The organism is Kitasatospora sp. NPDC092039, assembly GCF_044756065.1.
Taxonomy (GTDB): domain Bacteria; phylum Actinomycetota; class Actinomycetes; order Streptomycetales; family Streptomycetaceae; genus Kitasatospora.
Map to the genome: position 1 here is coordinate 63,919 of NZ_JBIVSD010000009.1, position 12,235 is coordinate 76,153.

The 12,235-nt window shown below is 72.3% G+C and carries 9 protein-coding genes and 1 riboswitch; of the genes, 7 read left to right on the top strand and 2 right to left on the bottom strand.

Annotation, left to right across the window (positions count from 1 at the left end; all coding sequences use genetic code 11):
- Positions 1-247 precede the first annotated feature (247 nt).
- The 7 genes from ccrA (at position 248) to ACIQI7_RS19110 (ending at position 8,560) form a co-directional block, all read left to right on the top strand.
- The gene (gene ccrA, locus ACIQI7_RS19080; RefSeq protein WP_401111208.1) at positions 248-1,585 is read left to right on the top strand and encodes a crotonyl-CoA carboxylase/reductase; all 1,338 of its coding nucleotides are present in this window, start codon (positions 248-250) and stop codon (positions 1,583-1,585) included.
- Positions 1,586-1,595: 10 nt separating this feature from the next.
- On the top strand, positions 1,596-3,626 hold the full coding sequence (locus tag ACIQI7_RS19085) for a protein meaA (RefSeq protein WP_401111211.1): 2,031 nt from the start codon (positions 1,596-1,598) through the stop codon (positions 3,624-3,626).
- 43 nt (positions 3,627-3,669) lie between these two features.
- Positions 3,670-4,632: an HpcH/HpaI aldolase/citrate lyase family protein gene (locus ACIQI7_RS19090; RefSeq protein WP_401111214.1), complete on the top strand. Its 963-nt coding sequence runs from the start codon at positions 3,670-3,672 to the stop codon at positions 4,630-4,632.
- Positions 4,633-4,634: 2 nt separating this feature from the next.
- A complete protein-coding gene (locus ACIQI7_RS19095) occupies positions 4,635-5,138 on the top strand; it encodes a MaoC family dehydratase (protein ID WP_401111216.1) in 504 nt (167 codons plus the stop codon).
- Positions 5,139-5,310: 172 nt separating this feature from the next.
- Positions 5,311-6,513, top strand: coding sequence for an acyl-CoA dehydrogenase family protein (locus ACIQI7_RS19100; protein ID WP_387758434.1), 1,203 nt, complete (start codon positions 5,311-5,313; stop codon positions 6,511-6,513).
- Between the two features lie 489 nt (positions 6,514-7,002).
- Positions 7,003-7,695 (top strand): phosphatidylserine decarboxylase, encoded by a 693-nt coding sequence (locus ACIQI7_RS19105; protein WP_049655656.1) that lies wholly within the window; start codon positions 7,003-7,005, stop codon positions 7,693-7,695.
- Positions 7,682-8,560 (top strand): CDP-alcohol phosphatidyltransferase family protein, encoded by an 879-nt coding sequence (locus ACIQI7_RS19110; RefSeq protein WP_401111221.1) that lies wholly within the window; start codon positions 7,682-7,684, stop codon positions 8,558-8,560. Before ACIQI7_RS19105 ends, ACIQI7_RS19110 begins: the two co-directional genes overlap by 14 nt.
- 86 nt (positions 8,561-8,646) lie before the next feature.
- On the opposite strand, the gene ACIQI7_RS19115 is transcribed toward ACIQI7_RS19110, so the two are convergent.
- Together ACIQI7_RS19115 and ACIQI7_RS19120 are read right to left on the bottom strand one after the other, a co-directional pair.
- Positions 8,647-9,972 carry a hypothetical protein gene (locus tag ACIQI7_RS19115; protein WP_387758430.1) on the bottom strand — a complete coding sequence of 442 codons (1,326 nt, stop codon included), beginning with the start codon at positions 9,970-9,972 and terminating at the stop codon, positions 8,647-8,649.
- A 664-nt stretch (positions 9,973-10,636) separates the two neighbouring features.
- Positions 10,637-11,758, bottom strand: a complete 1,122-nt coding sequence (locus ACIQI7_RS19120) for an alpha/beta hydrolase family protein (RefSeq protein ID WP_401111223.1) — start codon at positions 11,756-11,758, stop codon at positions 10,637-10,639.
- 297 nt (positions 11,759-12,055) lie between these two features.
- Positions 12,056-12,189: riboswitch (cobalamin riboswitch) on the top strand.
- The last annotated feature ends 46 nt before the right edge of the window (positions 12,190-12,235 follow it).

Consider the following 12,235-nt stretch of genomic DNA (forward strand, 5'->3'; position numbering starts at 1 on the left):
CCCGGTGTCTTTACGAGTGGCACAGGGTGCCATTACCTTGTTACTCACCGGTCGCGGCGCCGCGGCTCCCCACCTCGGCGCGCCGTCGTCCGGCGCTCCCACACCCCGGGAGCAGAGCCAGCAGGCCCGGTCCACCCCGGGCACCCAGCCTGACCCACCCACCACCCACCTCAGCGAAGCCGGTGTCCGCTCCCGGCTCCCCCAGACGCCCTGTGACCCTCACACAGGTACGCCTTCGGAGGCAGCCATGCAGGAAATCCTCGACGCGATCCTCAGCAACGACGCCACGTCGGAGGACTACGCGGCGCTCAAGCTCCCCGAGTCCTACCGGGCCGTCACGCTCCACAAGGACGAGGAGCAGATGTTCGCGGGCCTCGACAGCCGCGACAAGGACCCCAGGAAGTCCCTCCACCTCGACGAGGTGGCCCTGCCCGAACTGGGCCCCGGCGAGGCCCTGGTCGCCGTGATGGCCAGCTCGGTGAACTACAACACCGTCTGGAGCTCGATCTTCGAGCCGGTCTCCACCTTCGGCTTCCTGGAGCGGTACGGCCGGCTGTCGCCGCTCACCAAGCGCCACGACCTGCCGTACCACGTCCTCGGCTCCGACCTCGCGGGCGTGGTGCTGCGCACCGGCGCCGGCGTCAACGCCTGGAAGCCCGGCGACGAGGTCGTCGCCCACTGCCTCTCGGTCGAGCTGGAGTCCCCCGACGGCCACAACGACACGATGATGGACCCGGAGCAGCGCATCTGGGGCTTCGAGACCAACTTCGGCGGCCTGGCCCAGCTGGCCCTGGTGAAGACCAACCAGCTGCTGCCCAAGCCGAAGCACCTCAGCTGGGAGGAGGCCGCCTCCCCCGGCCTAGTCAACTCCACCGCCTACCGCCAGCTGGTCTCGCGCAACGGCGCCGGCATGAAGCAGGGCGACAACGTGCTGATCTGGGGCGCCAGCGGCGGCCTCGGCTCGTACGCCACCCAGTACGCGCTGGCCGGCGGCGCCACCCCGATCTGCGTGGTCTCCAACGACCAGAAGGCCGAGATCTGCCGCGCCATGGGCGCCGAGGCGATCATCGACCGCTCGGCCGAGGGCTACCGGTTCTGGAAGGACGAGAACAACCAGGACCCGCGCGAGTGGAAGCGCCTGGGCGCGAAGATCCGCGAGTTCACCGGCGGCGAGGACGTGGACATCGTCTTCGAGCACCCGGGCCGGGAGACCTTCGGCGCCTCGGTGTACGTCACCCGCAAGGGCGGCACCATCGTCACCTGCGCCTCCACCTCCGGCTACATGCACCAGTACGACAACCGGTACCTGTGGATGTCGCTCAAGCGGATCGTCGGCTCGCACTTCGCCAACTACCGCGAGGCCTTCGAGGCCAACCGCCTGGTCGCCAAGGGCAGGATCCACCCGACCCTGTCCAAGGTCTACTCCCTGGAGGAGACCGGCCAGGCCGCCCTGGACGTGCACCACAACAAGCACCAGGGCAAGGTCGGCGTGCTCTGCCTGGCCCCCGAGGAGGGCCTGGGCGTCACCGACCACGAGCTGCGGGCGAAGCACCTGCCCGCGATCAACCGCTTCCGCAACGTGTGAGACGGGTCCGATGACTGAGCCTCAGAAGCGCGACCGGCCCTGGCTGATGCGCACCTACGCCGGCCACTCCACCGCGAGCGACTCCAACGCGCTCTACCGGCGGAACCTGGCGAAGGGCCAGACCGGCCTGTCCGTCGCCTTCGACCTGCCGACCCAGACCGGCTACGACTCCGACCACGTCCTCGCCCGCGGCGAGGTCGGCCGGGTCGGCGTCCCGGTGGGCCACGTCGGCGACATGCGCACCCTGTTCGACGGCATCCCGCTCGAACGGACCAACACGTCCATGACGATCAACGCCACCGCGATGTGGCTGCTGGCGCTCTACCAGGTGGTCGCCGAGGAGCAGGGCGCGGACGTCGCCAAGCTCACCGGCACCACCCAGAACGACATCGTCAAGGAGTACCTGTCGCGCGGGACGCACGTCTTCCCGCCCGGCCCGTCGGTGCGGCTGATCACCGACATGATCGCCTACACGGTCGGCAGCATCCCCAAGTGGAACCCGATCAACATCTGCAGCTACCACCTGCAGGAGGCCGGGGCGACGCCCGTCCAGGAGATCGCCTACGCGATGTGCACCGCCATCTCGGTGCTCGACGCCGTGCGCGACTCCGGCCAGGTGCCGGCCGAGCGGATGGGCGAGGTGGTCGCCCGGATCTCCTTCTTCGTCAACGCCGGCGTGCGCTTCGTCGAGGAGATGTGCAAGATGCGCGCCTTCGCCCGGCTGTGGGAGAAGGTCACCCTGGAGCGCTACGGCGTCACCGACCCCAAGCAGCGCCGCTTCCGGTACGGCGTCCAGGTCAACTCGCTCGGCCTGACCGAGGCCCAGCCGGAGAACAACGTCCAGCGGATCGTCCTGGAGATGCTGGCCGTCACCCTCTCCAAGGACGCCCGCGCGCGGGCCGTCCAGCTGCCCGCCTGGAACGAGGCGCTCGGCCTGCCCAGGCCCTGGGACCAGCAGTGGTCGCTGCGCATCCAGCAGGTGCTGGCCTACGAGTCGGACCTGCTGGAGTACGGCGACATCTTCAACGGCTCCCGGGTGATCGAGGCCAAGACCGCCGAACTGCTGGCCGGCGCCGAGGCCGAGATCGACAAGGTGCTGGAGATGGGCGGGGTGATCCCGGCCGTCGAGTCCGGCTACCTGAAGTCCAACCTGGTCGCCTCGCACGCCGCCCGCCGGGCCCGGATCGAGTCCGGCGAGGACCGGATCGTCGGGGTCAACTGCTTCGACACCACCGAGGAGAGCCCGCTCACGGCCGACCTCGACACCGCGATCATGGTGGTCGACCCGGCCTCCGAGCAGTCCGTGCTCGCCGCCCTGGAGGCCTGGCGCGCCGAGCGCGACGAGGCCGCCGCCCAGGAGGCGCTGGCCGGGCTCAAGGCCGTCGCCGCCACCGAGGCCAACCTGATGCCGGCCACCCTGGCCTGCGCCCGGGCCGGGGTCACCACCGGCGAGTGGGCCTTCGCCCTGCGCGAGGTCTTCGGCGAGTACCGCGCGCCCACCGGCGTCGGCGGCGCCCCCGTCGCGGTGGCCGCCGAGCCCGGCGGCGAGCTGGAGCAGGTCCGCGCCGCGGTCGCCGCCACCGCCGAGGAGCTGGGTGCCGGCAAGCTGCGCCTGCTGGTCGGCAAGCCCGGCCTGGACGGGCACTCCAACGGCGCCGAGCAGATCGCCGTCCGGGCCCGCGACGCCGGGTTCGAGGTGGTCTACCAGGGCATCCGGCTGACCCCGGAGCAGATCGTCTCCGCCGCCGTCGCGGAGGACGTGCACTGCGTGGGCCTGTCCATCCTCTCCGGCGCGCACGGCGAGCTGGTACCCGACGTCCTGAAGCGGCTGCGCCGCGCCGGGGTGGAGGATGTCCCGGTGATCGTGGGTGGCATCATCCCGGCAGCGGACGGCGAGGCCCTCAGGGCCGCCGGCGTCGCCGCCGTGTTCACCCCGAAGGACTTCGGGATCACGACCATCATCGGCCGGATCGTGGACGAGATCCGGCTGGCCAACAAGCTCCAGCCGTGGACGCCCGCACCGACCGCGGCCACGAACTGACCAGCTGACCAGCTGACCACTGGGAAGGAACCGAAAGACCCTCATGACTGCTGTCAACCGCCTGCGCCCGCGCCGCTCCTGCCTCGCCGTACCGGGCAGCAACCCGCGCTTCCTGGAGAAGGCCCAGGGCCTCCCGGCCGACCAGGTCTTCCTGGACCTGGAGGACGCCTGCGCCCCGCTGGTCAAGGAGAGCGCGCGCCACAACATCGTCGACGCACTCAACAACGGCGACTGGGGCGCCAAGACCCGCGTCGTGCGCGTCAACGACTGGACCACCCACTGGACCTACCGCGACGTGATCACCGTGGTCGAGGGCGCCGGCCCCAACCTCGACTGCATCATGCTGCCCAAGGTCCAGGACGCCGAGCAGGTCAGGGCGCTCGACCTGCTGCTCACCCAGATCGAGAAGACCATGGGCTTCGAGGTCGGCAGGATCGGCATCGAGGCGCAGATCGAGAACGCCAAGGGCCTGATCAACGTCGACGCCATCGCCGAGGCCTCGCCCCGGCTGGAGACCATCATCTTCGGCCCCGCCGACTTCATGGCCTCCATCAACATGAAGTCGCTGGTGGTCGGCGAGCAGCCGCCCGGCTACGACGCCGACGCCTACCACTACATCCTGATGCGCATCCTGATGGCCGCCCGCGCCAACGACCTCCAGGCGATCGACGGCCCGTACCTCCAGATCCGCAACCAGGAGGGCTACCGCGAGGTCGCCCGCCGCTCGGCCGCGCTCGGCTTCGACGGCAAGTGGGTGCTCCACCCGGACCAGGTCGCCGCCGCGAACGAGATCTACTCGCCCTCGCAGGAGGACTACGACCACGCCGAGCTGATCCTCGACGCGTACGACTACTGCACCTCCGAGGCGGGCGGCGCCAAGGGCTCCGCGATGCTCGGCGACGAGATGATCGACGAGGCCAGCCGCAAGATGGCGCTGGTCGTCGCCGGCAAGGGCCGGGCCGCGGGCATGCAGCGCACCACCAAGTTCGAGATCCCGGAGGCGTGACCATGCAGTTCGGACGCACCTACGAGGAGTTCGAGGTCGGCGCGGTCTACAAGCACTGGCCCGGCAAGACGGTCACCGAGTACGACGACCACCTCTTCTGCCTGCTCACCATGAACCACCACCCGCTCCACATGGACACCAACTACGCGGAGAAGACGACCGACTTCGGCCGCAACGTCGTGGTGGGCAACTACGTCTACTCGCTGCTGCTCGGCATGTCCGTCCCGGACGTCTCCGGCAAGGCGATCGCCAACCTGGAGATCGAGTCGCTGCGCCACGTCGCGCCGACCTTCCACGGCGACACCGTCTACGGCGAGACCACCGTGCTCGACAAGTGGCCGTCCAAGTCCAAGGACGACCGCGGCATCGTGTACGTCGAGACCAAGGGGTACAAGCAGGACGGCACGGTCGTCTGCGTCTTCCGCCGCAAGGTGATGGTGCCGACCGCGACGTACACCGAGGAGCGCGGCGGCGAGCAGCCCGGCCGCCCCACCCCCCTCTCCTGACCCTCCCCTCCACCGGGCCCCTCTTATAGGGGCCCCTCTCCAGACCCCGGACGGGAAGGCCGCCGTCATCGGCCGACCCCCACCCGGTCGGGGGCCCTGCTGCCGCAGCCACGCCGGCAGGGCCCCCGAAGAATCCCCCCCCCCGCCACTTTCAGACTTCCGGAGCCGCACGATGGGACGCCTCGCACAGACCGACGGCCTCACCGAGATCCAGCGGGACATCCTCGCCACCGTGCGGGATTTCGTCGACAAGGAGATCATTCCGGTCGCGACCGAGCTGGAGCACAAGGACGAGTACCCGACCGCCATCGTCGAGGGCATGAAGCAGCTCGGCCTGTTCGGCCTCACCATCCCCGAGGAGTACGGCGGCCTCGGCGAGTCGCTGCTCACCTACGCCCTGGTGGTCGAGGAGATCGCCCGCGGCTGGATGTCGGTCTCCGGCATCGTGAACACCCACTTCATCGTGGCGCACATGATCAACGCCCACGGCACCCAGGAGCAGAAGGACCACTTCCTGCCCAGGATGGCGGCCGGCGAGATCCGCGGCGCCTTCTCGATGTCCGAGCCGGGCCTGGGCTCCGACGTCTCGGCCATCTCCACCAAGGGCGTCAAGGACGGCGAGTCCTACGTCCTCAACGGCCAGAAGATGTGGCTCACCAACGGCGGCACCTCCACCCTGGTCGCGGTCCTCTGCAAGACCGACGAGGGCGGCGACACCCCGTACAAGAACATGACCACCTTCCTGATCGAGAAGGAGGCCGGCTTCGGCCCCAACCCCCGGGTTCCCGGCCTGACCGTGCCCGGCAAGATCGAGAAGATGGGCTACAAGGGCGTCGACACCACCGAGCTGGTGCTCCAGGACGTCCGCGTCCCGGCCGACCGCGTCCTCGGCGGTGTGCCCGGCCGCGGCTTCTACCAGATGATGGACGGCGTCGAGGTCGGCCGCGTCAACGTCGCCGCCCGCGGCTGCGGCGTCGCCCGCCGCGCCTTCGAGCTCGGCATCTCCTACGCGCAGCAGCGCTCCACCTTCGGCAAGAAGATCGCCGAGCACCAGGCGATCCAGTTCAAGCTCGCCGAGATGGCCACCAAGGTCGAGGCCGCCCACCAGATGATGGTGATGGCCGCCCGCAAGAAGGACGGCGGCGAGCGCAACGACCTCGAGGCCGGCATGGCCAAGTACCTCGCCTCCGAGTACTGCAAGGAGGTCGTCGAGGACGCCTTCCGCATCCACGGCGGCTACGGCTTCTCCAAGGAGTACGAGATCGAGCGCCTCTACCGCGAGGCCCCGATGCTGCTCATCGGTGAAGGTACTGCGGAGATCCAGAAGATGATCGTCGGGCGCCGGCTCCTGGAGGAGTACCGGATCGCCGACTGATCCCCGGGCCGCCCGCCGACGGAACACCTCGCCGGGCGGCCCCCTCGAACCGCCGGTCGACGGGCGTGCGGGCCCGTCCCGGCGGAGCGCCGTGCCCCGTCACGGGCCCGGGCCTGGTCCGCCCCGGTCCGGCACGGCCCTCCGGAAGCGGCCGCAGGGCGTACAGCTGCAAGGACGCGCCCTGCGGCCGCTTCCGCACACCCGCTTCCGGCCGCTACGGCCGTTTCCCCCGCCGGGTTCCGTCGGCGCACCCGTTGAGACAAGAGTCACCAGCCCTGTCCGGTCCCTTGGGAACCGGACCGGGTCGAGCTACGGTCGTAGGAGTGGACGCGCACACGCGCCGCCACCGGACACATGAACGAGCAGGCGGGTTGCCCACCCACCGTGTGCTCCCGATAGCATCCACCGGGACAGCAAGCCGTCCCTCTATTACCGATCCCGCGGTGGCCCCCGTCCAGCGGCCATGATCCCCCGCGACAAAGGTCTTCGATGCCCATCAGCCCGTCCCCTCACACCTCCGTCACGGACCGCGATGCCCTCGCAGCCCCGACGGCCGGTCGGCGACCCCGCGTGACCATCGCGCGCGGAGCCACCCCCTGGTTCGTCCCCACCCTCGCCACGGCCGCCGTGACCACCGCCCTCACCCGGCGCAGCGGCAAGTGGGCCCTGGCTGCGGTACCCGCCTGCGCGCTCGGCGCCGGCATGCTGTGGTTCTTCCGCGACCCCGAGCGTGAGATCGGCACGGGCAGAGTGATCTCCCCCGCCGACGGCGTGGTGCAGAGCATCGACGCCTGGCCGGACGGCCGCACCCGGGTCGCGATCTTCATGAGCCCGCTGAACGTCCACGTCAACCGCGCGCCCCTGCCGGGCACGGTGACGTCGGTCGAGCACGTCGCGGGCGGCTTCGTCCCCGCGTTCAACAAGGACAGCGACCAGAACGAGCGGGTCGTCTGGCACTTCGACACCGAGCTCGGCGACATCGAGATGGTCCAGATCGCGGGGGCCGTGGCCCGCCGCATCGTGCCGTACGTCGACGCCGGAACCAAGGTCGAGCAGGGCGACCGGATCGGTCTGATCCGGTTCGGCTCCCGGGTCGACACCTACCTGCCGGCCGGCGTCGAGGTCGGCGTCGAGGTCGGCCAGAAGACCACAGCCGGGGTGACGCGCCTTGACCGTGACTGATCCTGAGACAATCGTCGGCCTGGACGACGAGGAGACGGCCCTGCGTCGCCGCCGCTGGGCGCGCGACCGCGAGCTGCGCGCCCCGCGCTCTCCCCAACACCTGTCCACCGCCGACTTCCTGACCCTGGGGAACGCCGTCTGCGGCTTCCTGGCGATCTACTCGATCACCACCGGGGTCCTGGTCCCGCACATCACCAACCCGGACGCGGCGCCGGACCGGCACAGCGCGGCCACGGCGGTCACGCTGCTGCTGATCGGCTCGATGTGCGACCTCTTCGACGGCCTGGTGGCGCGCAAGCTGCGCTCCTCCGCCCTCGGAGCGGAACTGGACAACCTGGCGGACCTGATCAGCTTCGGCATCGCGCCGGCCTACTTCGTCGCGGTCTGGGGCATGGTCTCCCAGGGCTCCAACAGCAAGCTGTCGGCGCTCATCGCCATCACGGTGCTGCTCGCGGTGGTCCTGCGGCTGGCCCGCTTCTCGGCCGTCAAGATGCGGCCGGGGGTGTTCCAGGGCATGCCCTGCCCGATGGGCGCGATGACGGTGATCGCCATCGTGCTGCTCGACCCGCCGTTCCTGCCCGGTCTGCTCGCCATCTTCGGCGCCGCGTACCTGATGGTCAGCCGGATCGAGTACCCCAAGCCGCAGGGGCTGCTGGCCACCGCCACGCTCTGCTGGATCGTGGTCTCCATCGGCTGCCTGGCCGCCTGGGCCACCGGTCTGCCCGGTGGCGACAACCTGATGCACGTCGGCGCGTTCGCCCAGATCACGCTCGCCGCGATGGCGCCGCTGCTGGTCATCCGCCGCAAGGTGGGCCAGAAGGTCGGCGACGTCCGCGCCCGGCGGGCGGAGTCGCGGATCGGCTGACCCCGAAGCCGTCGCACGGCGAAGGGCCCGGAACCTGGTGGTTCCGGGCCCTTTCCCGTGCGTCGTCGCGGTCGGGCGCCGCGGGCTCAGGCGCCGCCGGTGTGCACGCTGAACGCCGAGCGGCGGGCCGCCCGGGCCACGGCCGGGTCCGGGTGCACGCCGGAGACCGCCGTCAGCACCGAGGCCGCCCGCGGGTGGCCGGACTGCCGGGCCCGGGCGAACAGCCGGACCGGGTCACCCGCCGAGGCGCCCTCGACGTGGCCCACCAGCAGCTCGGTCTCGCCGTGGTCGAGCACCGCGGCCGCGGTGTCCACCCAGAGCCAGGCCGCGTCCTCCGCGCCCAGCACGTCCGCCGGGGAGACCCCCTCGTCCGCGCGCTCCGCCAGCCAGAGCAGCGCGTAGGGGCGCAGCACCGGCTCGTCCACGGCGGCGCGCACCGCCTGCTCGGCCGGACCGCCGGCCACCCTCAGCGCCTCGAAGGCCAGCCCGCGCACCAGCGCGTCGTCGCCCTGGGCGGCGTCCAGCAGCTCGCCCACCGCCCGATCCGCGGGCCGGGCCGCGACCCAGGCCCGGAACTCGGCGCGGGCCGGGCCCGGCGAGTAGTCCGCACAGGCGTTCAGCAGCTCGAAGGCGCTCTGCTCGATGTGCCCGGCCGCGGTCTGCGCGACCGTGCAGATCTCCTCCAGCTTCGCCCGCACCGCCCAGTGGCCGAGCGGCGACAGCTCCGCGGCGTCGTTCCTGCGCTCCAGGGCGCCGACGGCCGCCAGGCCGTCCAGCATCCAGTCCAGGACGGCGGCCACGTCGGAGGGCGCGGCCGGGGTGTCGATCTGCGGCGCGCGGCAGGTGCCGCGGACGGCGGAGACCGCCGAGGCCGCGTGCGGCACCGGCGACAGGCCAGGGCCACCGAGGCCCGTACCGACCCGGCGCTCGTCCAGGCCGCGGCGCAGCAGCTCCAGCAGCTCGCTCTCGGCGACCGGGCCGTCCACCAGGTGGAGGAAGGAGAGCAGCTGCGGGGCCTGGTCCACGGCCTGGCCGGCCAGGACGGCGAACACGCCGCGCAGCGCGGCGGGCGGCACCGGGGCGAGCAGGGTCCAGGCGTCGAACAGCGCCGACCAGCCGCGCACCACGGCCTCGTCGTCGTGCTCCCAGGCGTGCAGGCGCCAGCCGGGGCCGGCTCCGCCGTCGCGGGGCTCCACCAGGCCCACCAGCAGCGCCCGTCCCCAGGCCTTGGTGGCCGCGCCGACCGTCATGGCCAGCGCCCGGCCCGCCGCGCGGGCGTCCTCCGGGAGCAGCTCCCCGCGCTTGTCGACCTCGGCCAGCTCGCCGGCCCAGCGGGCGACCCGGACGGCGTCCACCAGCATCCGGCGGGCCAGCGGCGCCAGCTCGGCGGGTGCCGGGAAGCCCTCCGGCACGGGAACCCTGCCGCGCCCGGGAGCCGGAGCGGGCCCTCGTCGCCGGGGTACTCCGTTACGGGGGACACCCGCCCCGCCCGGCCTGCCACCGGCGGGCCGTTGGGCCGTTCCGGGGAGACGGGTCACCGTCGCACCGGTACCGATCGTCGGCGGGAGCGGGGCATCACGGTCGCGCGGGTTCCGAGACGTCACGTCGAGCAGTCTTCCCCTTGCACCGGCCTTCTGTCACATCCGGTTGTCCGTACGACCGGGCGACCGGTGGCGGCACCTCCGCAAGATCGGGCAACAACGGCATACCGCCTGGCCGGAAACGTGTGACCTGGCCATGCCACTCATCACCCCCCGGTTGCCGGGAATGCTCGACCGGTCACCGTGCGTACGGGTGGGGGGTAACGAGTCGGAGCCCATTGTCACCCCCGACGGCGGGGTGGTTTTCGCACGGGGGATCCGCGCCGCCCGGGCCCGGCGGGGGTGTCCAGCCCGGTTCCGGACGGACGGCGGGCGCGGCGGGGGAGCGCACGGCACGAGAAGTCGGCCGGACCGACTTCTCGTGCACGGCGGGCGGAACGGGAGAAAGCGCCATTCGTGGACCGGGGGGAAGCGCGGCGGGAAAACCGTCGTGACCCGGCCGAAAACGCCGCGCGCGCGAGGGGGGGCTCCCGGGCTACAGCAACGGCGTGAGCCAGCGGCGGAGGAGTTCCGTGTAGCGGTCCGGGGCGGTGTTCCAGAGGGTGGCGTGATCGGCGCCGGGGAACGGCTGGAGGCTGACCACGTCGCGGCGGGCCGCGGCCAGCTTCTCGACGGTGCCGAAGGAGGCGACCCGGTCCTCCGGGCTGTGCAGGACGAGGGTGGGCACCCGTAGGTCGGCGCCTTCGGCGAGGCGGGCGAAGTCCGCGAGGTCGACGCCGGTGCGACCCTCGGCGGCGAGGGCGCCCAGCTCGGCGGCGACGCCCCGGAAACCGGCCCGGGCGGCGTCCCGGCGGGCGGAGGCCGGGAGGTCGAGCACCGGCGAGTCGAGGATCAGGCCCCGGACGGCGTGCGACCAGACGGAGCGGGCCGCGGTCTGCAGGACCATGGTCGCGCCGAGGGACCAGCCGTACAGGATCACCTTGCCCGCGCCGCTGTCGAGCGCCAGCCGGACCGCCGACTCGACGTCGCGCCACTCGGTCTCGCCGAAGTGGCTGAGCCCGTCCGGGGAGTCGGGGGCGCCCCGGTCACCGCGGTAGGTGACGGCGAGGGCGGGCAGGCCGAGCCGGTCGAGCACGGGGAGCACCGGGAGGGTCTGCTGGCGGTCGGCCTCGGGGCCGTGCACCAGGATCACCCAGGTGCCGCGCTTGCCGTGGAGCCGCCAGGCGGGCAGCGCGCCGAGCTCGCCGTCGGCGGCGGTGTCGGCGAAGGCCAGGCCGAGCGCCTCGGAGGGGTCGCCGAGGTGGACCCGGGGGGTGAAGCGGACTTCGGTGCCGGGGGCGAGGGTGCCCCGGTCGGCGCGGACCAGCCGACGGGTGACGCCCCGTTCGTCGCCGTGCAGGACCTCCTCGACCACCGCGTGCCCGCCGTCCGCCCACTCGACCGCCCAGCGGCCGGGGCGCAGGCTCGCGGGGCCGCGGGTGAAGGTGACCCGGCCGGGGGCGAGGCCGCGGACCACCACCGGCGCCGACTCCTGGACGGCGGGCGCCGGACGGACCATCCGCTCGGAGGCCCGACGGCCGATCACCAGCACGGCGGCCCCGGCCGCGGTGGCTCCGACCGCGGCGGCCGCCACGACGGCGGCGGTTCCCCAACGCATATCGCTCCCCGCTCTGTTGCTCTCGGACCGGACGGTGTTCGAGCACCAGTTCACCGGCACCCCGCCCGGGCGGCCACCCGGATGGGCCGTCCGGGTCGCCCGGGCGGCGGTCGGGCGGACCCGAGGAGGGGACGGTCGGGAGGGCGACCGCCCGGGCCGGTGCCGCTGTCGGCGCCTGCCGGTGCCGGGCGATCCCACGGGGTGTCAGCGGGCCGGCGTGTGACCAACCCCTCCGTGACCTCGGTTGACTCCCGGTTCGGCCCCGTGATGGGATCCTGGGGCCAAACGGAGGCATGGAGAGGAAGCCGGTGGAAGTCCGGCGCGGTCCCGCCACTGTCACCGGGGAGCACGCTCGGAACATCGCCACGGCGGGCCGTCGACGGCCGCTGGAAGGCTCCGGGAGTGCGTTCGACCCGGAAGCCAGGAGACTCTCGCCCCCGTCACGTCGATCCAGGGCGCGGACCCTGAGTGAGGACA